Annotated in this window: 18 protein-coding genes; 10 read left to right on the forward strand and 8 right to left on the reverse strand. The window is 72.1% G+C overall.

All coding sequences use genetic code 11. The features are described 5' to 3' along the window. Window positions 1-26: 26 nt before the first annotated feature. On the reverse strand, window positions 27-1,943 hold the full coding sequence (locus tag ACLB9X_RS27385) for an AMP-dependent synthetase/ligase (protein WP_410363084.1): 1,917 nt from the start codon (window positions 1,941-1,943) through the stop codon (window positions 27-29). A 236-nt stretch (window positions 1,944-2,179) separates the two neighbouring features. Here ACLB9X_RS27385 and ACLB9X_RS27390 point away from each other — a divergent pair, with 236 nt between their 5' ends. Continuing rightward, a complete protein-coding gene (locus ACLB9X_RS27390; RefSeq protein WP_410363085.1) occupies window positions 2,180-2,437 on the forward strand; it encodes a hypothetical protein in 258 nt (85 codons plus the stop codon). Between the two features lie 59 nt (window positions 2,438-2,496). Here ACLB9X_RS27390 and ACLB9X_RS27395 read toward each other — a convergent pair whose 3' ends face one another. Continuing rightward, entirely contained in the window at window positions 2,497-2,931 is a 435-nt protein-coding gene (locus ACLB9X_RS27395; protein ID WP_410363086.1) for a YchJ family protein, read from the reverse strand. Between the two features lie 114 nt (window positions 2,932-3,045). Between ACLB9X_RS27395 and ACLB9X_RS27400 the strand changes: the two genes are divergently transcribed. Beyond that, window positions 3,046-4,839 carry an FAD-dependent oxidoreductase gene (locus tag ACLB9X_RS27400; protein WP_410363087.1) on the forward strand — a complete coding sequence of 598 codons (1,794 nt, stop codon included), beginning with the start codon at window positions 3,046-3,048 and terminating at the stop codon, window positions 4,837-4,839. A 3-nt stretch (window positions 4,840-4,842) separates the two neighbouring features. Here ACLB9X_RS27400 and ACLB9X_RS27405 read toward each other — a convergent pair whose 3' ends face one another. Both ACLB9X_RS27405 and ACLB9X_RS27410 read right to left on the reverse strand, forming a co-directional pair. Then, the gene (locus tag ACLB9X_RS27405; RefSeq protein WP_410363144.1) at window positions 4,843-6,102 is read right to left on the reverse strand and encodes an ATP-grasp domain-containing protein; all 1,260 of its coding nucleotides are present in this window, start codon (window positions 6,100-6,102) and stop codon (window positions 4,843-4,845) included. After that, window positions 6,005-7,369 carry an MFS transporter gene (locus ACLB9X_RS27410; RefSeq protein ID WP_410363088.1) on the reverse strand — a complete coding sequence of 455 codons (1,365 nt, stop codon included), beginning with the start codon at window positions 7,367-7,369 and terminating at the stop codon, window positions 6,005-6,007. The genes ACLB9X_RS27405 and ACLB9X_RS27410 overlap by 98 nt, the downstream gene beginning before the upstream one ends. A 182-nt stretch (window positions 7,370-7,551) precedes the next feature. Here ACLB9X_RS27410 and ACLB9X_RS27415 point away from each other — a divergent pair, with 182 nt between their 5' ends. Then, entirely contained in the window at window positions 7,552-8,889 is a 1,338-nt protein-coding gene (locus tag ACLB9X_RS27415) for a 6-phospho-beta-glucosidase (RefSeq protein ID WP_410363089.1), read from the forward strand. Between the two features lie 153 nt (window positions 8,890-9,042). Here the strand turns inward: ACLB9X_RS27415 and ACLB9X_RS27420 are convergent, their stop codons facing one another. Further along, the gene (locus ACLB9X_RS27420; RefSeq protein WP_410363090.1) at window positions 9,043-9,903 is read right to left on the reverse strand and encodes a helix-turn-helix transcriptional regulator; all 861 of its coding nucleotides are present in this window, start codon (window positions 9,901-9,903) and stop codon (window positions 9,043-9,045) included. Window positions 9,904-10,048: 145 nt separating this feature from the next. Between ACLB9X_RS27420 and ACLB9X_RS27425 the strand changes: the two genes are divergently transcribed. From ACLB9X_RS27425 to ACLB9X_RS27440, 4 genes are all read left to right on the forward strand, one after another. After that, window positions 10,049-10,651, forward strand: a complete 603-nt coding sequence (locus ACLB9X_RS27425) for an NADPH-dependent FMN reductase (RefSeq protein WP_410363091.1) — start codon at window positions 10,049-10,051, stop codon at window positions 10,649-10,651. 111 nt (window positions 10,652-10,762) lie between these two features. Then, the gene (locus ACLB9X_RS27430; RefSeq protein ID WP_410363092.1) at window positions 10,763-12,055 is read left to right on the forward strand and encodes an MFS transporter; all 1,293 of its coding nucleotides are present in this window, start codon (window positions 10,763-10,765) and stop codon (window positions 12,053-12,055) included. After that, the gene (locus tag ACLB9X_RS27435; protein ID WP_410363093.1) at window positions 12,052-13,224 is read left to right on the forward strand and encodes an anhydro-N-acetylmuramic acid kinase; all 1,173 of its coding nucleotides are present in this window, start codon (window positions 12,052-12,054) and stop codon (window positions 13,222-13,224) included. Before ACLB9X_RS27430 ends, ACLB9X_RS27435 begins: the two co-directional genes overlap by 4 nt. A 23-nt stretch (window positions 13,225-13,247) precedes the next feature. Next, the gene (locus ACLB9X_RS27440) at window positions 13,248-15,167 is read left to right on the forward strand and encodes a M64 family metallopeptidase (RefSeq protein ID WP_410363094.1); all 1,920 of its coding nucleotides are present in this window, start codon (window positions 13,248-13,250) and stop codon (window positions 15,165-15,167) included. Here ACLB9X_RS27440 and ACLB9X_RS27445 read toward each other — a convergent pair. Further along, the gene (locus ACLB9X_RS27445) at window positions 15,160-15,396 is read right to left on the reverse strand and encodes a DUF397 domain-containing protein (RefSeq protein WP_410363095.1); all 237 of its coding nucleotides are present in this window, start codon (window positions 15,394-15,396) and stop codon (window positions 15,160-15,162) included. The genes ACLB9X_RS27440 and ACLB9X_RS27445 overlap by 8 nt on opposite strands. Beyond that, complete coding sequence (locus tag ACLB9X_RS27450) at window positions 15,397-16,257, reverse strand: helix-turn-helix domain-containing protein (RefSeq protein WP_410363096.1); 861 nt, start codon at window positions 16,255-16,257, stop codon at window positions 15,397-15,399. It abuts the gene before it with no gap. A 126-nt stretch (window positions 16,258-16,383) separates the two neighbouring features. Between ACLB9X_RS27450 and ACLB9X_RS27455 the strand changes: the two genes are divergently transcribed. Together ACLB9X_RS27455 and ACLB9X_RS27460 are read left to right on the forward strand one after the other, a co-directional pair. Further along, complete coding sequence (locus ACLB9X_RS27455) at window positions 16,384-16,866, forward strand: ATP-binding protein (protein ID WP_410363097.1); 483 nt, start codon at window positions 16,384-16,386, stop codon at window positions 16,864-16,866. 43 nt (window positions 16,867-16,909) lie between these two features. Further along, on the forward strand, window positions 16,910-17,203 hold the full coding sequence (locus ACLB9X_RS27460; protein WP_410363098.1) for a hypothetical protein: 294 nt from the start codon (window positions 16,910-16,912) through the stop codon (window positions 17,201-17,203). 53 nt (window positions 17,204-17,256) lie between these two features. Here ACLB9X_RS27460 and ACLB9X_RS27465 read toward each other — a convergent pair whose 3' ends face one another. Next, entirely contained in the window at window positions 17,257-18,174 is a 918-nt protein-coding gene (locus ACLB9X_RS27465; RefSeq protein ID WP_410363099.1) for a transcriptional regulator, read from the reverse strand. Between the two features lie 254 nt (window positions 18,175-18,428). Between ACLB9X_RS27465 and ACLB9X_RS27470 the strand changes: the two genes are divergently transcribed. Then, entirely contained in the window at window positions 18,429-19,061 is a 633-nt protein-coding gene (locus ACLB9X_RS27470) for a helix-turn-helix domain-containing protein (RefSeq protein ID WP_410363100.1), read from the forward strand. The last annotated feature ends 76 nt before the right edge of the window (window positions 19,062-19,137 follow it).

A 19,137-nucleotide genomic window follows, 5' to 3' on the forward strand; every position in this document is an offset into this window, starting at 1 on the left:
CGCGGCCCGCCCGCCCATTGGTGCCGTCAGACGTAGAGCGACTCGATCTCCGCCGCGTACGTCCTCACCACCGCGTGGCGCTTGATCTTCAGGGAGGGGGTCAGCAGGCCGTTCTCCTCCGTGAAGTCGCCCGGCACCAGGCGGAAGCGGCGGATCGACTCGGCGCGGGAGACCGCCGCGTTGGCGTGGTCGACGGCGCGCTGGACGTCCGCGATCAGCTCGGGGTCCTCGCACAGCCGCGCGAGCGGCGTGTCCTTCGGGCGTTTGCGTACGGCGAGCCAGTGCTCCATCGCCTCCGGCTCCAGGGTGATCAGAGCCGCGACGTAGGGCCGGTTGTCGCCGACCACGACGCACTGGCCCACCGGCGGGCGGCTGCGCAGCCGGTCCTCCAGGACGGCGGGCGAGACGTTCTTGCCGCCGGAGGTGACGAGGATGTCCTTCTTGCGCCCGGTGATCGTCAGGTAGCCGTCCTCGTCGAGCGATCCGAGGTCTCCGGTGGCGAACCAGCCGTCGTCGAGGGCCTCACCGGTCGCCGCCGCGTTGTTCCAGTACGCGCCGAAGACGATGCCGCCCTTGATCAGCACCTCGCCGTCCTCGGCGATCCGGATCGCCGTGCCCGGCACCGGCTGCCCGACGGTCCCCGGGCGCGGGGTCAGCGGCGGGATGATCGTCGCGGCGGCAGTGCTCTCGGTGAGGCCGTATCCCTCGTAGATCACGAGCCCGGCCGCGCAGAAGAAGAGGTTCAGCTCGCGGTCGAGCGGGGAGCCGCCGCTGATCGCGTACCGCAGCCTGCCGCCGAGCTCCTTGCGGATGCGCCGGTAGACCAGCACGTCGTACAGCGCCCAGGCCAGGGTGAGGCCGACTCCCGGCCCCTTGCCGGTGCCGAGGAACGCAGCGAGATACGCCTCGGCGAACCGCACTCCGATGCGGTGCGCGCGGTCGAACGACGCGCCGCGGCCGATCTTCTCGGCCGTGGCCCGGCCGGTGTCGTGGATCTTCTCGAAGAGGTAGGGGACGCCGACGAGGAACGTGGGCCGGAAGCTCCGTAGCTCCGGCCGGAGCTCGTCGGGCTTGATGCCCGGGCAGTGGCCGAGTTCGATGCGGGCCATCAGACAGGCGATCTGGATGGTCCGGCCCAGGATGTGGGCGAGCGGCAGGAACAGGAGCGTGGCGGCCGTCTGCCCGGTCACCGCCCGGAAGACGGGATGGAGCAGCTCCACGGTATTGGCGGCCTCGGCGTGCAGGTTCGCGTGGGTCAGGACGCAGCCCTTGGGCTTCCCGGTGGTGCCGGAGGTGTAGCAGAGGGTGGCGATGGTGTCGGGCGTCAGGGCGGCCCGCCGCTTGGTGATCTCCCCGTCGGGGACGTCCCGCCCGAGTGTGGCGATTGTCTCCATCGCGCCGTCGTCGATGATCCACACCCGGGGTTCGACGCCGAGCGACCGTGCCGCGTCGGCCACCGTCCCGGCGTGCTCGGCGGACTCGGTGACCACGTACCGCGCGCCGCTGTCCTGGAGGATCCAGGCGACCTGTTCGGCGGAGGACGTGGCATAGACGGGGACGCTCTGGCCGCCGGCGGCCCAGATCGCGAAGTCGATCACGGTCCACTCGTAGCGGGTGCGGGACATCACGGCCACCCGGCCGCCCGGTTCGAGCCCGGCGGCGATCAATCCCCTGGCGGTCCTGGTGACTTGGCGGGCGAAGTCGGCGGCGGTCACGGGACGCCATCTGCCGTCGTCGTCCTTGCGCCGCAGGACCACCGATGCGGGTGCTTCCGCGGCGTTCGCGTAAGGTATGTCGGCGGTGCTGCCGGAGACGGACGGCCGGGCGAGAGGTGCGGTGCGGGCCTCTCGTACGACGCCGTCCTCCCTGACCAGTTCGACCGGGACGCGACCGGCGAGATCGCTTCGCTTTTTCGCCCTCTTCAGATCCTTGTGTACGCCCATGGTCGGCTCCTGTTCGCGGTTCGCGCGTGACGCGGGCGGGGAGTTGACGGGACCTCGGCACTTACGCGGGAGTCAACTTACTCCCGCGTATCCAGAAGGCAACGGGACCACCGACAACCGTTGCGGCACAAAGAGACCCCCGCCACGGAACCCGGACGACCGCTCCGGTAGTCATGGAGGGGTGGGAGGCCGACCGACCGACGGCCTCCCGACGGAAAAGCAGACAAGGACATGACGTGACCGCCTCCAACCTCGTCCCGGTACCGATCCCCGACCGCGTGGCCGTAATGATCGGCTCCTGCATGCCGGCCCACGTCCTGCACGCCGAGATCGAGGCCGAGTGCGCCGCGCGCGAGGTGTACCGCTTCCGCGGGCCGCTGTGCGCCGAGGACCGGGCCGACCGCGAGCAGGCCCTGTCCGCGCTGGCACGGGCGAACAAGGTGCTGGCCGCGTACGACCCGCGGCTCACCGTCAGGCCCTCCCGCGCCCACTGACGCGCCCGCACGGAAAGTGCCCTCGATCGTCCCCGGTGCGCCTGACGGCCGAGGGCGGCTCACTCGATGAAGGTGCCGTCCACGTACACCCACGCGCCGTTCTCCCGGGTGAAGTTGCTGCGCTCGTGCAGCTCGCCGCGTTTGCCGTGGTGGCGGTAGCGGGCCCGGAAGGTGACCGTGCCCTCGGTGTGGAAGGCGCTGCCGTCGGTGACATCGGTGATCTCCAGGCTGGACCACTGCATGCCCGGGTCGAGTTCCAGGTGCCGGGGCCTGGTCGAGGAGTGCCAGGTGCGCAGTAGGTACTTCGCGTCGTGCGCGGCGAAGGCGCTGTAGCGGGAGCGCATCAGCAGCTCGGCGGTGGGCGCCGTCTCCTCGCCGCTGTGGAAGCGGCCGCAGCACTCCCCGTACGTCGCGGCCAGGCCGCAGGGGCAGGGCGATGCGGCGGTGAGGGCGGGCTGTGCGGTGCGCCCGGGGCGTTTGATGCGTGGTGCCATGACTCCATTTTCCAGCCATTGCGGGAATGGGCCCACGCGTGGCTTCCGGGTCACGTGCGTTCTCCGTATGCTCCTGCGCCGGACGCCGGTAGTTACCGTCGGTAAGGGGATGGGATGGACCGCTCGCGCACCTCGCACGGCACCGCACGAGGCACCTCACGGCGTACGTTCATGGCAGGGGCGGCCGCGGTCGGCGGCACCGCGGCACTCGCCTCGGCCGTCGGCGGCACCGCGGCGGCCGCGGCCCCGGCACCCGGGTCGGTCGCCGTGCTGGGCGGCGGTGTGGCGGGGCTGACCGCAGCCCACGAACTCGCCGAACGCGGCTTCGCGGTCACCGTCTACGAGCGCCGGGCGCTCGGCGGCAAGGCCCGCAGCATGGACGTGCCGGGCAGTGCCCGGGGCGGGCGCAGACCGTTACCCGCGGAGCACGGCTTCCGCTTCATCCCCGGCATCTACCACAACCTCCCCGACACCATGCGGCGCATCCCCTTCCCGGGCAACGCGAACGGGGTGTGGGACAACCTGGTCGCACCACCCGAGATGTCCTTCGCCCGCACCGGCCGCGAGGACCTGCGCATCCCGCTCCCCTGGCCGGGCCACCGGCCCGCCCGGCTCACGCTCGACGACATCCGCCGCGCGCTCACGGCGATGGTGGACACCGCGCTCGGCATCCCCGCCCACGAGACGGCCTCCTTCGTAGGCCGCGTGCTGGTCTTCCTGACCAGCTGCGACGAGCGGCGCAACGAGATCTGGGAGCGCACGCCCTGGTGGGACTTCATCCGGGCGGAGCGGATGAGCTACGACTACCAGCGCATACTCGCGATCGGGCTCACCCGCAACATCGTGGCCACCAAGGCCGAGGAGGCGAGCACCCGCACGGTCGCCACACTGCTGGAGGCGTTCGTCTTCAACGCGCTCGGCCGCGGCGCCGACGGCCCCCTCGACCGCATCCTCGACGCGCCCACCAACGAGGCGTGGATCGACCCCTGGGTGGCGCACCTGACGTCGCTCGGCGTCCGCTTCGAAGTCGGCTGGACCGTACGGGAAATGGCGTACGGCGACGGAAGGATCACGGCCGCCGTCGTCGAGGACCCGCAGGGGACGCGCAGTACGGCGACCGCCGACCACTACGTCTCCGCGATGCCCGTCGAACACGCGCGGCGCACCTGGGGCCCGGCCCTGCGCGCCGCCGACCCGCAGCTCGCCCGCTGCGACAGGCTGCACACCGACTGGATGACGGGCATCCAGTTCTACCTGACCGAGCGGGCGCCCCTGCTGCACGGTCATCTCAACTGCGTCGACTCGCCGTGGGCCCTGACGGCCATCCAGCAGGCGGGTCACTGGCCGGACCGCGACTTCCCCGCCGACTACGGCGACGGAACGGTGGTCGACTGCCTCTCCGTCGACATCTCCGAGTGGGACCGGCCCGGGATCCTGTACGGCAGGACCGCCAAGCAGTGCACCCGGGCCGAGGTGGCCAAGGAGGTGTGGGCGCAACTGAAGGCCGCGCTCAACGACACGGGCCGGACGGTCCTCAAGGACAGCGCCCTGCACTCCTGGTTCCTCGACCCGGGCGTCGACGGTCTCGGCACCCCGAACCCCACCAACGAGGACGAACTCCTCATCCACCCCGTCGGCACCTTCCACCTCCGCCCCACGGCCGCCACCGCGATCCCCAACTTCTACCTCGCCGGCGACTACGTCAGCGTCGACATCGACCTGGCGACGATGGAGGGCGCCAACGCCTCGGCGCGCCAGGCCGTCAACGCCCTGCTGGAGCGGACCGGTTCGGCCGCTGCCCGGTGCACAGTGACACCGCTGTTCCGGGCTTCCGAGTTCGAGGCGCTCAAGCGGCACGACCGGGACCGTTTCCGGTGGGGCCTGCCGAACGCCTTCGACCTCGGCTAGAACTCAGACCGCCAGGCCCGCCGGGGTACGCAGGTGCTGGGGCGCGATGAGCCGGTTGTTGGGGTTGTCGCCGAGCGGTTCGCCGTTGACGACGGTCCGCCGGCGGGCGTCCAGCAGCGCCTCGTGCAGCTCCTCCGGGGACGCGGCCGTCACGACGAACATGACGACGCTGTCCAGCTGGTCCGAGCGTCCGGTGAGCCGCTGCCCCGGTTCCTTCGTGGGGCGCACGAAGCGCGCGATCTCGGGGACGGCGAGGTCGCGCAGTTCGGTCGTCCCGGGTCGCGGCAGCGTCAGGCACTCCGCGGCCCATCCCCGGGTCGGGCTCAGGGCGTCGAGGTCGGGGGCCGTCCCGCAGCCGAGGTCCGTCAGGAGCTCCTCGTACGGCGTCCCGAGGACCAGCCCGAAGAGCAGGACGGCCCCGGCGCCCGCCACCCGCAGGTTGAAGTCGATCAGCTCCACGGGGCCGTCGTCCGGGACCATCACCTCCAGGTGCGTGGGCCCGTGCGTGATGCCGAGGCACCGGTGGAAGGCCACCGCCGCTTCGGCGATCTCGGCGTACCGCGGGTGCTGGTACGGGAAGACCGCGGCCTGCTCGACCACCGGGTCGTCGGCCAGCAGGTACCGGCCCAGCAGCCCGACGACCTTCACCTCGCCCTCGTGCACGAGCGATTCGACGGACAGCAGCTCGCCCCGGGCCTTCTGCTCCAGCACGAACCCGCCGCTCAGGACGTAGTCGCGGGTCATCCCCGCCGCCAGCGGTGTGCGCTCGATCTCGGCGGCCGCCGCGCGCAGTTCCTCCAGGGAGCCGACCGTGAAGCACATGGCGCTGCCCGTGCCGTGCGCCGGCTTGAGGATCGCCGGGCCGTCGAAGCCCCAGGTGTCCCAGAGCAACGCGCCGGCCAGGGTCGTCGAGCGCAGCCGGGACAGGCCGTCGGCGCGCAGCCGGTCGCGCGCCTCACCCTTGTCGAGCGCCGCGCGCAGGGCATCCGCGCCGCTGGTGGGCAGGCCCGCGCGGGCGCGCAGCTCCGCGTCGTACGGCAGGGCCGCCTCGAACGCCGCGTAGGTGCCGGCGATCTCGTACCGCTCGTACAGGTCGTCGAGCACGGCCCGTACGGTGTCCGCGTCCGACCAGGAGGCGAGGGGGATCAGCTCGTCGACGACTCCGTCAGGAACGGCGAACGGGCCCTGCCGCGGCAGCGGGTTCTGCCCCACGACCACGACCGTCAGACCGCGGGCCTTCGCCGCCTTGGCCACCAGTGCCACGTGGTTGACGAGTTCGAGCAGGACGAATGCTTTTCGCATGACGACTCCCAAGTCGGTGTGCGCGTGCCTCCCAGCCGGTGACCAGCAGGGCGATGAGGACGAGATCGAGGGTGACGGCCCACTCCGCGCCGAGGGTGTCCATCACCCAGGAGAAGACGGACCCGAAGACGGCCATCAGGCTGTAGCCCAGGGCCGACAGCAGGCCCACCACGGCCGAGACCTTCGCCTCGGGTGTGTGGGCGATCAGCCGCTTGTACTGGTGGGCCCAGACCATCTCCACCGCGAGGACCATCGCGACGAACGCGGCCAGCGCCAGGGCGAGGCTGGAGCGCGCCGCGGGCAGCGCCGCGTACATGCACACGGCGAAGCCGGTCACGGCGGCGTTCAGGCGCCGCTGGCGCGTCTCGGGCACCAGCTCCCGGCGGCTGAGGTACTGGTACAGGAACAGGCCGGCGATGACGGCCAGGGACTCGGCGGTGAAGAACATCGCGGTGCCCGGCTCGCCCAGCGAGAACCAGAGGTCGGGCACGGCCGTGATCAGTACCAGGTACGTCGCCTGGAAGGCCGTCACCGTCAGCACGATGTAGAACACGGCGGTGGAGACCACCGGGGTGCGCACGATGATCCGGGCCGCCGAGCGGACGTGCGCCGCGACGCCCTCCCGCAGGTCGCCCGCCGCGCGGCGCGCCTCCTCGATCCGGGCCCTGTTGGGGCGCACCAGCGCGAACAGCGCGGCGGAGACCAGGAAGGTCGCGACGTCGACGAGCACGACCGTGCCCATCCCGACGAACCGGAGGATGACCGTGCCGGCGGCGCCGGCGACCGCTATCGCGATGAAGAGGCTGGAGTTGAGCACGGCGGAATACAGGTCGGTCTGCCGCTTGTCGAAGAACTGCACCAGCGCCTTGACCCGGGCCGCGTTCACGGCGCTGTTCAGCAGGGCGCGGACGAAGATCACCGCCACGGCCACGGGGAACTGGTCCGGCGACAGACAGGCCAGGAACAGCAGCGTGACGGCGGCGGCCGCCAGGTTGAGCCGCAGCAGCAGCCTCCTGGCGTCCGCGCGGTCGATGTAGTGCGTGGTGAACAGCCCGACGAAGAGATTGGCGACCCAGTCCGCGGCGAACACGGCGGAGGCCAGGGTGGCGCTGCCGGTCTCGCCGTAGACGAAGGCCACGTAGGAGATCATCAGCAGCTTCGAGCCGAACAGCGAGACGAACGACGCCGCGTACGTCAGCAGGAAGTTGCGGTCGAGGTAGACGCGCATGGGGCGCTCCTTGATGGGGGCCTCGTGACGGGGCCGGGGACGCGCACGACCGTAAGCAGCGCCCGGCGGGCCGGTGAACGGGCGGCACGGGACTTCATCAGTTCCCCGGCAGGGATCCGTCAGGTAGCGCGCGCCCGCGGGGGGTTCGCTGCGGTGGTCGGCGCGCGACGTACCGTACGGGCATGAAGCTCACGATTCTCGGCGGCGGCGGATTCCGGGTGCCTCTCGTGTACGGGGCACTCCTCGGCGATCGCGCCGAGGGCCGGGTCACCGCCGTCACGCTGCACGATGTGGACGCCCACCGGCTGGACGCCGTCGCGCGGGTGCTCGCCGAGCAGGCCGCCGGGCACCCGGACGCCCCGCGCGTCTCGGTGACCCGCGATCTCGACGAGGCCGTGCGCGGCGCGGACTTCGTCTTCTCCGCGATCCGCGTCGGCGGGCTCGAAGGGCGCGCGGCCGACGAGCGGATCGCGCTGGCCGAGGGGGTGCTCGGGCAGGAGACGGTGGGGGCGGGCGGGATCGCGTACGGGCTGCGCACGGTACCGGTGGCGGCCGCGATCGCCCGGCGGATCGCGGAACTGGCCCCGGACGCCTGGGTCATCAACTTCACCAATCCGGCCGGTCTGGTCACCGAGGCGATGAGCCGGGTCCTCGGCGACCGGGTCATCGGCATCTGCGACTCGCCCGTCGGGCTCGGCCGCCGGGTCGCGAAGGCCCTCGGCGCCGATCCCGCGACCGCGTGGACCGACTACGTCGGGCTCAACCACCTCGGCTGGCTGCGCGGGCTCCGCGTCGGCGGACGCGACCGGCTGCCGGACCTGCTCGCCGACAGCGAGGCCCTCGGCTCCTTCGAGGAGGGCAGGCTCTTCGGCCCCGACTGGCTCCGCTCGCTCGGCGCGATCCCGAACGAGTACCTGCACTACTACTACTTCAACCGGGAGACCGTACGGGCCCACCAGGAGGCGCAACAGACACGAGGCGCGTTCCTGCTGGCCCAACAGGCCGGTTTCTACGAGGAGATGAAGCGGCCCGGCACGCCGGCGCTGGCCGCCTGGCGGCGCACCCTGGCCGAGCGCGAGGCCACGTACATGGCAGCCAACCGGGAGGCCGCCGGGGCGGGCGAGCGGGATGCGGAGCCCGGCGGCTACGAGCAGGTGGCCCTCGCGCTGATGCGGGCCGTCGCACGCGACGAGCGGACCACGCTGATCCTCAACGTCCGCAACCGGGGCACGCTCTCCGTCCTCGACGCGGACGCCGTCATCGAGGTGCCCTGCTTCGTGGACGCGAACGGGGCGCATCCGGTCGCCGTCGACCCGCTGCCCCACCACGCGACCGGTCTGGTGACCGCCGTGAAGGCGGTCGAACGCGAGGTGCTGGCGGCAGCCGGCAGCGGATCGCTGTCACACGCGGTCACGGCGTTCGCCCTGCACCCGCTCGTCGACTCGGTGCCCGCCGCCCGCCGCCTCGCCGACGCCTACCGCGCGACACACGCGGGCCTCGCGTATCTGCGCCGCCCGTAAGGGCGGTGCCTTTACGGGCCCGTGCCGCATCGATGTCCGTGCCTCGAGCCGGCGGCTTCGGCGCGGCCCGACCGAGTGCGCCGCCCGCAGTGGCCGAGCGCTCACCCCGGCGCGTGCGCCACCCGCACGAGCCCAGTGCCCAGCGTCCCCGCCTTACGCTCCCGTGGGGAGGATCCGGAGGGCGCCCGGGTGGCGGCCTGTCAGGGTGTCGAGGGCGCGCGCCGTGGGGGCGTCCGCCGGGAGGTGGATCAGCAGGCGCTGGTCGTCGTCCGCGGGTAGTTCCAGCGTCTCGTAGGACAGCCGCAGCGTCCCCGCCCCGGGATGCGTCAGGCGCGTGATGCCGTTCGCGCGCGGCAGACCCGACACCGTACCGAGCCGGTCCGCGAACACCGCCCCGGCCGTCACCGTCAACTCGTCCACCAGCGCCGCCACATGGGGGTCCGCCCGGAACGGCCCCTGCTTCAGCGCCGCCACCTGCTCGTCGGCCACCCGGTCCCAGTCCGGGTACGCCTCCTTCGCCCGCGGGTCGGTGAACACCCACTGCGCCAGGTTCGGCGGATCGCCGTCCAACAGGCCGAGCGGTCGGACGAGCCGCTCGTAGCCCTCGGTCCAGGCGAGCGCTTCGCTCAGGCGGTTGAGCACGACGGCCGGGGCCGGTTCGAGGCGGTCGAGCAGCGCGCGGACCGGTGGGCGCACCTCCCGGCCCGGCAGGGCGCCGCCCAGGCAGCTGAAGCTCCCGTCCGCGCCCTTGGAGAGCCGGTGCAGATGGACCCGCTCGGCGGGGGCCAGGCGCAGTGCGTCGGCCAGGGCGGACAGCACCGCAGGGGACGGCCTGCGGTCGCGCCCCTGCTCCAGGCGGGTCACGTACTCGACGCTGACCCCGGCGAGGGTCGCCAGCTCGGAGCGGCGCAGGCCCGGCGTACGGCGGCGCGGGCCCGCCGGCAGACCGGCGTCGGCCGGTGCGAGGGCCTCGCGGCGGTTGCGCAGGAACAGTCCCAGCTCGTTGTCGCTCACTCCTCGAACGTAACAGCCGGGCCTGCGCGGATCGTGGCCCTGTCACTACCAGTCTCGGCCCGGCCTTCCTGCTCCCCCGCCGACCCGGCAGCGTGGTGTCCGCGCCGCTTCGGGCGCCCAATCCGATCCCCTGAGGAGCATCACCATGTCCGAGAACACCCTGCGTCTCGCCGTGCTCATCGGCAGTGTCCGGAAGGGCCGCTTCGGCCCGGTGGTCGCCAAGTGGTTCGCCGAACAGGCCGAGCAGCACGGCCGGTTCACCGTCGACGTCGTGGACCTGGCGGACACCACGCTGCCGCTGGAGCTGCCGCCCGTGCCGCCCGCCGTGCAGCCGGCGATGGAACGCCCGGCCGGCATGGCGGAGCTGACGCGGCGGCTCGACGCGGCCGACGCGGTCGTCGTCGTGACGCCGGACTACAACCGCAGCTTCCCCGCCTCGCTGAAGGCGGCCGTCGACTGGCACTACACCGAGTGGCAGGCCAAGGCCATCGGCTTCGTCGGCTACAGCGGCGCGAGCGGCGGGCTGCTGGCCATCGAGCAGCTGCGGCAGGTGTTCAACGAGCTGCACGCGCACACGGTCCGCGACTACGTCAGCTTCCCGCGCTACTACGAGCTCTTCGCCCCCGACGGCACGCTGCGGGAGCCCGCGGGCCCGAACGGCGCGGCGAAGGTGCTGCTGGACCAGCTGGAGTGGTGGGCATCGGCCCTGAACGAGGCACGGCGGGCGCGCCCGCTGGTCACCGCCTGAGACGGCGGTCGCCCGGCAGCCGGTCCGGCCGGCGCGACGCCGTCCCGGCTGCCCCGCATCGGGTCGGGGCGGCGACGCGTTCGAGCGTGCGCCGGCGGGCAGAGAAAGGGAATGACAACCTCCGCCGAGCAGGCCGTCCCGCCCGTCCGTTCCCGCCGCGCGCTGGTGGCCGGTTCGGTCGGCAACTTCGTCGAGTGGTACGAGTTCGGTGTCTACGGCTACTTCGCGACGATCATCGCCGCGAACTTCTTCACCCCCGAGGGCGGCAGCGACATCGAGGCCCTGGTGAAGACCTACGCGTCGTTCGCGCTGGCCTTCTTCTTCCGGCCGGTCGGCGCCGCGCTGTTCGGCACGATCGGCGACCGGATCGGCCGCCGCCCGACCCTGATCCTCGTCATCACGCTCATGACACTGGCGACGACGGCGATCGGACTCCTGCCGACGTACGCGACGGCCGGGGCGGCCGCACCGTGGCTGCTGACCCTGCTGCGCATCCTGCAAGGGCTGTCCGCCGGCGGCGAGTTCGGCGGCGCCGTGTCGCTGATGACCGAGTTCGCGCCCGCGGGCAGGCGCGGCCTGTACGGGTCGTGGCAGTCGTTCACGGTGGCGCTGGGTCTGCTGGGCGGCGCCGGCGCCGCGGCGCTGCTGGCGACGGTGCTGTCCGAGGGGGCGCTGAACGACTGGGGCTGGCGGCTTCCGTTCCTGCTGACGCTGCCGCTCGGGGCGGTCGCCCTGTGGCTGCGGCTGCGGCTGGAGGAGACGCCGAGTTTCCGGCGGGTGGACGCGGAGCCGGTGGCGGCGCCGCCCGCCACCGAGGTGGTGCGGGCGATCCTGCTGGGCGCGGGACGGATCATGGGGTGGGCCGCCGCCGGTTACACGTTCCTGGTGGTGCTGCCCGCGTACCTGCAGTCCGCGCTGAACGCCTCGTTCCAGGAGGCGCTGGTCGCGACCGTGCTCGCCAACCTCGGGTTCGCCGTCTCCATCGTCCCGGCGGGCGCGCTCAGTGACCGGGTCGGGCGCAGGGCGGTGATGCTGACCGGCGCCGTGCTCGTCGTGGTGCTGGCGCTGCCGCTGATCAACCTGCTGCAGGACCCGGACACGGCGACGCCGCTCAAGGGTCTCGCGGTGTTCGCGGCGGGCGCGGTGGTCGGGCTGCTGGCGGGCCCGGGGCCCGCGATGCTCGCCGAGATGTTCCCGACCCGGGTCCGCTACACGGGACTCGGTCTCGCGTACGCGCTGTCCAACGCCGTGTTCTCCGGCTGCGCGGGGCTCGTCATCACCGAACTGATCAAGAGGACGGGCAACGTGGACATCCCCGCGTACTACGCGGCCGCGACCTGTGCGGTCAGTGTGGTCGCGCTGCTGAGCCTGCGCGGCGACGACCACCGCGGGCCGCTGCGGTGAGGGTCGTCGGCCTGATGTCGGGCACGTCCCACGACGCCGTCGACGCCGCCGCGGCCGACATCGGCTTCGCCGGGGACGCCCTGACCGTGACACCGCTCGGCATGGTGAGCGGCGGCTACGACCCCGGCCTGCGGGCGTCGCTGGCGGGTGCGCTGCCTCCGGCGACGACGACGCTCGGGGACGTCTGCCGCCTCGACACCCGCATCGGGCAGGTCTTCGCGGCGGTGGCCGAGCGGGCGGACCGCGAACTGTGCGACGGGCGCGCCGAGTTGTTCGCCTCGCACGGCCAGACCGTGCACCACTGGGTGGACGGCGGCAGAGCCCTGGGCACGCTGCAGCTGGGTCAGCCCGCCTGGATCGCGGAGGCGACGGGCCGTCCGGTCGTCTCCGACTTCCGGCCCCGTGACATCGCGGCCGGCGGGCAGGGCGCCCCCCTGGTGAGCCTGGTGGACGTGCTGTGGCTGCGGGGGCGGCCGGGGGTTCCGGTCGCGCTCAATCTGGGCGGGATCGCCAACGTGACCGCCGCTCCGGGCTCGGGTGATCCGGTCGCCTTCGACACGGGCCCGGCGAACGCCCTCCTGGACGCGGCCGTCGCCGAACTGACCGGCGGGCGGGCGGCGTACGACGCGGACGGCACGCTGGCGGCGGCGGGCCGGGTCCACCGCCCGCTGCTGGAGCGGCTGCTGGCCGAGCCGTACTACCGGATGCCGGCGCCGAAGACCACCGGCAAGGAGTTGTTCCACGCCGGTTATCTGCGGGCCGCGCTGGCGGAGTTCGGCGCGCTCGCGGCCGAGGACGTCCTCGCGACGCTCACCCTCCTCACCGCGCGCACGGTCGCGGACGCGATCCGCCCGCTGGGCGCGACGGAGGTGATCGCCTCGGGCGGCGGCACCCGCAATCCGGCGCTGATGGCGACGCTCCGCGCCGAACTGGCGGGTATCCCCCTGTGCACCTCCGACGAGCTGGGACTGCCTTCGGCGGCGAAGGAGGCGTACGCGTTCGCCGTACTGGGATTCCTGACCGCGCACGGACTGCCCGGGAGCCTGCCGTCGTGCACGGGGGCGCGGTCGGCCCGGGTGCTCGGCTCCGTCACGCCGGGGAGCGGGCCGCTGCGTCTCCCGCCGCCCGAAAAGGATTTCGTCAAGTCACTCGTCTTTACCGTCCGTTGATCCCACGCGTACGCTGCATCACCATGACCACATCCGTCACACGGGTGCGCGGGGCGGCGCTGTTCGCGACCGCGGGCGCCGTTCTCGCCGCATTGTTGTTCGGTACGGGCGTCCCCGCGGCCGCGGCGGGCGCGGTGGTGCCGGGCGAGGTGACGGACACCGCGAAGGTCGTGCCGGTGCAGACGACGGGCCCCGCCGACAAGCGCTTCAATCTGGTGCTGTTGGGCGACGGCTACACGGCCGCCGAGCTGCCGGAGTTCCGCGCGCACGTCGAGACCCACCTCAACGTGCTGTGGTCGACGGAGCCGTTCGCCTCCTACCGTTCGTACATCAACGTGTGGGCCGTGGAGACCGCGTCCGCCGAGTCCGGCGTCGACTGCGACCCCGGCCTCGACGCCCCGCGCCGGGACACCGCGCTCGGCATGGGCTTCTGGGGCGGCTGCAATCCGGACAGCGTGCAGCGGCTGCTCACCGTGGACAGCGGCGCGGCGACGGCGCTGGCCGATCTGGTGCCGGGCTCGTCGGCCGCCAACCGGCAGATCGTGGCCCTGGCCAACAGCGACACCTACGGCGGCGCGGGCGGCACCTACGCCACCGCGTCGGGCGGCAACGCCCTGTCCTCGCTCATCACCCCGCACGAGATCGGCCACTCGCTCGGCAAGCTCCAGGACGAGTACGACTACTACGCGCGCGGCGTGCCCGGCGGGACCTACAGCGGCGGCGAGCCGGCGTCGGCGCACCACACCCTGCTGACCGAGGAGCAGATGCGGGAGCAGCGCGCGAAGTGGTGGCGCTGGCTCGGCGAGGAGAGCGAGTCGGGCGGGGTCATCGGGCGCCACGAGGGCGGGATGTACAGCACGAAGGGCGTGTGGCGGCCCAGCAAGCACTCGATCATGAAGACCCTCGGGTACGCCTTCGACCAGGTCGAGCGCGAGGTGATGGTGCAGAAGATCTCGGCCAAGGTGAACCTCGTCCAGGGCCACACGCCCGCCACCGCCCCGATCGGCGACGACCGGACGGTGTGGGTGGACACCCTGCACCCGGTCGGCGGCGAACTCGACGTCGTATGGCGGCTGGACGGTGACCGGCTGCGCGGGGTGGGTGACGCCCGCACGGTCGACCTACGCCGCCTCGGCCTCACGCCGGGCACGCATACGCTCACGGCGACGGTCACGGACCCCACACCGTTCGTACGGGACCCGGCGGTGCGCGCGTCGACGGCGCTGACGCGCACGGTGACCTGGATCGTGGACACCGCGGTGGACACCGCGCCGGACGACGTGGCGGCGGCGTTCACCGACCACACCGCGACCGGGACGCCCGTCGGCGCCACCTCGGTGGTGTACGCGGAGACCACGCACCCGGTGGGCCGCCCGCTCGCGGTGCGCTGGACGCTCGACGGACGTCCCGTGGCCAACCCCGGCAACGACCGTGACCTGGACCTGGGCGCGCTGCGGCTGCGGCCGGGCGCCCACCAGCTGACGGCCCGCATCGCGGGCACCGGCGAGCGACTGACCTGGGCCGTGGACGCCTCGCCGGCCACGGCCGCCCACAAGATGTCCGAGCCGCTGCGGACGGTCCACCGGCCCGGCAGGCCGGTGGAGTACGTCTACGACGGCCCCTTCACGATGGGGCTGACCGCCCGGGACGACCAGGACGGTTATGTGGTACGGCAGTTCAGGGTCGACGGCGACGGCTGGCAGACGTACTACGGGTGGCCCACCGACGCCGACGCCCCGTACCGGTTCACTCCGCACGGCACCGTGATCGACGATCTCGTGTACGGAAAGCTGGGCACGCCCCGCGTGGTCCCCTGGGACGACGCCACACCCGACTACGGCACCCACACCATCGAGTACCGCACGGTCGACGCGGCCGGGAACGTCTCCCCCGCGAAGCGCTTCCTGGTGACGCTGCTGCCCCCGCGGCAGCAGGTCAGCTGACCAGGAAGTCGGCCTTGCCGGACTTCGCCCCCTGGATGAAGGCGGCGATCTCGTTGGTGGTGTAGATGAGTGCGGGACCGTCGGGATCGGCGGACTGGCGGACCGCGACCCGGCCGTCGGCCAGCTTCATGGTCTCGACGCAGTTGCCGCCGTTTCCGCCGCTCCAGGGTTTGTGCCAGCCGTCCTCGCCCAGCTCGGCGGCGGGCATGCCGTTGTATATACGCGTCATTCACAGCTCCTTACGGAGACCATTCAGGATCTCCCTCGTGCGGTGTGCCGTCGCGGCCTGGGCCGCCATGCGGTCCATGACTTCCAGATGCGTGGCGACCTCGGGGCGCGCGTCGAGATAGACGGCACCGGTCAGGTATTCGCTGTAGACCATGTCGGGGAGTTCGGGCATGGCGAACCGGAAGAGGACGAAGGGCCCGTAGGTGCCCGGGTGATGGCCGCTCGCGAACTCGGCGATCTGCAGCGTCACATGGGGCAGCCGGGCGCTGTCGAGCAGCTTGTCGATCTGCTCCTTCATCACGCCGGGGCCGCCGACGGGCCTGCGCAACACCGTCTCGTCCATGATCACCCACAGGCGGGGCGCGTCGGGCCGCGTGAGCAGTGCCTGACGCTCCATCCGCAGGGCCACGTGCCTCTCGATGTCCTCCGGATCGGTCTGCCCGATGGCACCGCCGCGCATGATCGCCCGTGCGTAGTCCTCCGTCTGCAGCAGTCCGGGCACGAACTGCGGTTCATACGCACGGATGAGGCTCGCGGCGCCCTCCAGGCTGACGTACATGCTGAACCAGCCCGGCAGGACGTCGTGGAAACGCTGCCACCAGCCCGGTTTGTTGGCTTCCTCGGCCAGCTCCACAAAACCGCGAGCCTCCTCGTCGCCGATCCCGTACGCGCCGAGGAGCAGCTGCACATACGGAATCTTCAGCGCCACCTCGGCGGTCTCCATCCTGCGGATGGTGCCCGCGGCGACGCGGAGGATCTTCGCCGCCTCCTCGCGCTTGAGACCGGCGCGCTCCCGCAGATCCTGCAGTCGCTTGCCGAGAACGACCTGGCCCACGGTGGGGGCGGACCGCGGTTCACTCACTTCGAGACCTCCCCACGTGCTGTGTTGCGAGCAGTGTGCCACGGCGGTCCAACCATGAATATGCCCACTCTGCATTTTCCAGAGTGGCCCTTGCCAACGTGACGGTTGCAGCGGGAGACTCATGATGTGAACCGTGACGCGCTCACCACGCCCTTCCTGGACGCGAGTCCGGACACCACAACTCCCCACTGCGGCTTCGAGGTGCCGGCACGCGTCGAATCCGTCTCCCGTGCAAGACGTCTGGTGAGCGAACGGCTCGCACTCTGGGGCATCGACGGCGACACCCGCGACACGGCCCTGCTGATCGTCTCCGAACTGGTCACCAACGCGGTGGTGCACAGCGGCGGACACCTGGTCTCCTGCCAACTGCATTACGTCGAGCGGCGGTTGCGCGTCACCGTGCAGGACCAGGGCTCCACCGGGACCGGCCCCCGGGTCTGCCACGGGCTGGAGGAGGAACGCGGCCGCGGCCTGCTGCTGGTCGAAGCGGTCAGCACCGCGTGGGGAACGTACGACTGCGAGCGCGGCACGGGTCGTGTCGTATGGGCCGAACTGCCGTACCCGGTAAAGCCGTGGCCCGCCACGGCCGGCAGCACACGCGCTGTGTGATCCGGCGGACGGCACACGTGCCGCTGCCGATAGGCTTTCCGGCATGTCAGAAGCCAATACGAGCCCGGAACGGCAGGGGCTCACACCACGCCAGGCCCGCCACGTCCGCATAGCCCTCTCCGCGGGCATCATGATCGCCGTCGGCGCCGTCCTGGTCCTGCGGCTCGGCAGTACGCACTCCGTACTGACCCTCGGCTTCTACGGCATGGCGCTGATCCTCTCCGGCAGCGCGCTCGTCCTCAGCCGCGCGGGCCGCACCCGCTGGGCCACGCTGGTGCTGGGCATCGGTGTGGCCGTGGCGATCGTCGCGGAGTGGGCCGTGGCCGCGATGCGCTGAGGCCACGTGAGAGAAGCAAGGGCTCGTGCCCGGGCGGAGTGCCCGGGCACCGCTCAGCCCCCGGAGACCGCGCGCAGGTGCGCCCTGCCGCGCGGCACACCCGGTGCCGCCGAGCGGCTCTCGCGGAGCACCAGCGTGAGGCGGGTGTACCCCTTGCCCTGCAGGGAGACGGGGGTCTCGTCCACGATCCGGCAGTCGGTGCGCCCCCACCGTGGGTCGGGGTGGTTCACCGGCCGCACGACTCCGTCGTGGTGGATGGCCGCCGCGCCCACCGCCCTCATCCAGTGCGGCAGTCCGCACCGGTAGGCCGCGTCCATGATCGGGTCCAGCGCGATGTCGTCCCGAATGGCCGAAAGGAAGTCGTCCTCGCCGTCACCCTCCAGGGCGCCGGCGAGCTGGGCCATCAGCGGCAGGCACCAGCTGGTCTCGTGCTCGGCGAGCACCGTGGGCGCGTCGGGGTGGAAGAGCGCGAAACGCAGGAAGTTCTGATGGGGCATGGCCGTGGGGTGCGGGCCCATGTTGCGGAAGAGGGCGTCGAAGGCGGGGTTCGTGTGGACCACGTCCCAGCGCCGGTCGAACAGCAGAGAGGGCAGCGGCACCGCGTCCATCAGGGCCGCGTAGTCGCGCAGGTAGGCCTGGGTGGCCGGGTCGGCCGGCTCCGGGGGCCGGGCGGGCGACGAGGGCACCGGGGGGTGCACGGCAACGGGCGGGTGGAGCGGTCCGGACGGGCGTACGGGCACGGGCCTGCGGACCGGCCCGGAGGGCGGTACCGGGCCGGACGGGCGCAGCGGGGCGCCCGACTCGCGAAAGCCGTCGCGGTCGCCGCCGATCCGGCGCAGCCGGCCGCGCTGCGTGGTCTCCATGTCCAGGGCGTCACCGATTCGCTTCGTACGGGCGCTGCCGCGGGCGGTCTTGGCGCGGCCGGGGCGTCCCTGGCCTCCCGGGGGCTCGACGCCCGCCTCGTACGTCATCGAGAACGCCGCCTTTCCGAAGCTTCTCGAAGACCTGCCAAGTCCCGCTGTGGCAGCCCCTTTGGATCATCAGCCTGCCTGGCGATCCTCTTACCGACGAGGCGACTATGTCAACTATCGTGGCATTCAGTGCCGTTGAACGCGCGATTTCCGCCACAGCTGTGGCATGACCTGGTTGCATTCACTCGAAACGGTTAATCTCCCGGCAGCCCCTTGAGTGCGGGGCTGCCTCGCGTGATCTAGGAGACCTACTGGTGACGGACGGCTTCTCGGTTCCGGGTCCGGCCGCGGACGACCCTCTGGCGGCATCGGTCGCCCGGGTGGCCGACCTCGCGGACAAGCTCGGAATCGGCCACGACGAGGTCTTCGACGTCGACACGCTCTCCGAAGCCTCGGGAGTGCCGGCGGACGTGGTCAGCGCCCTGCTCGACGGGCGCCCGGTCGGCGAGACGGACCTCCAGGCACGCTTCCTGCAGCGGTTCGACCTGCTGCGCAGGACCCGGCTCAAGCCCAACGGCCGCCGGTACACGCAGCAGGAGATCGCCGACGGCGCGGGCATGTCGCGCCAGCAGGCCGGGGCGCTGATCAACGGCGACCGCCGGCCCACCATGGAGCATTGTGACGCGATCCAGCGGTTCTTCAAGGTCCACGCGGGCTTCCTGACCGCCGGCGACCGTGACGCCCTCGTCGGCGCCCTGCATCGCACCGAGCAGCGTCTGCTTCAGGACTTCGTGGGTGAAAGCGATCCGCTGGAAAGGCTGTTGCAGGATCATGGTGTGCGGGGCATCGCCTGGCGGGCGGCGCAGCTGCCCACCGACAAGCACCGGGACAAGGTCACCGAGTGGCTCGACCTGCTCCTCGAGAGCGTCAAGCCGACGGACCCCTGATTTCCGGACAGGCTGCGAGTCAGGACGTGTCCCGAGGCGTGCCCGCGGGGAGAGGAGAGCGGTGAGCATAGGCAAG

The sequence above is a fragment of the Streptomyces sp. 5K101 genome, from assembly GCF_046506645.1.
Lineage (GTDB): Bacteria > Actinomycetota > Actinomycetes > Streptomycetales > Streptomycetaceae > Streptomyces.

Excerpts from the sequence above, each read along its gene's own strand:
- ACLB9X_RS27385 (WP_410363084.1), bottom strand. The coding sequence starts at position 1,943 with ATGGGCGTACACAAGGATCTGAAGAGGGCGAAAAAGCGAAGCGATCTC.
- ACLB9X_RS27395 (WP_410363086.1), bottom strand. The coding sequence starts at position 2,931 with ATGGCACCACGCATCAAACGCCCCGGGCGCACCGCACAGCCCGCCCTC.
- ACLB9X_RS27400 (WP_410363087.1), top strand. The coding sequence starts at position 3,046 with ATGGACCGCTCGCGCACCTCGCACGGCACCGCACGAGGCACCTCACGG.
- ACLB9X_RS27410 (WP_410363088.1), bottom strand. The coding sequence starts at position 7,369 with ATGCGCGTCTACCTCGACCGCAACTTCCTGCTGACGTACGCGGCGTCG.
- ACLB9X_RS27415 (WP_410363089.1), top strand. The coding sequence starts at position 7,552 with ATGAAGCTCACGATTCTCGGCGGCGGCGGATTCCGGGTGCCTCTCGTG.
- ACLB9X_RS27425 (WP_410363091.1), top strand. The coding sequence starts at position 10,049 with ATGTCCGAGAACACCCTGCGTCTCGCCGTGCTCATCGGCAGTGTCCGG.
- ACLB9X_RS27430 (WP_410363092.1), top strand. The coding sequence starts at position 10,763 with ATGACAACCTCCGCCGAGCAGGCCGTCCCGCCCGTCCGTTCCCGCCGC.
- ACLB9X_RS27440 (WP_410363094.1), top strand. The coding sequence starts at position 13,248 with ATGACCACATCCGTCACACGGGTGCGCGGGGCGGCGCTGTTCGCGACC.
- ACLB9X_RS27445 (WP_410363095.1), bottom strand. The coding sequence starts at position 15,396 with ATGACGCGTATATACAACGGCATGCCCGCCGCCGAGCTGGGCGAGGAC.
- ACLB9X_RS27460 (WP_410363098.1), top strand. The coding sequence starts at position 16,910 with ATGTCAGAAGCCAATACGAGCCCGGAACGGCAGGGGCTCACACCACGC.
- ACLB9X_RS27465 (WP_410363099.1), bottom strand. The coding sequence starts at position 18,174 with ATGACGTACGAGGCGGGCGTCGAGCCCCCGGGAGGCCAGGGACGCCCC.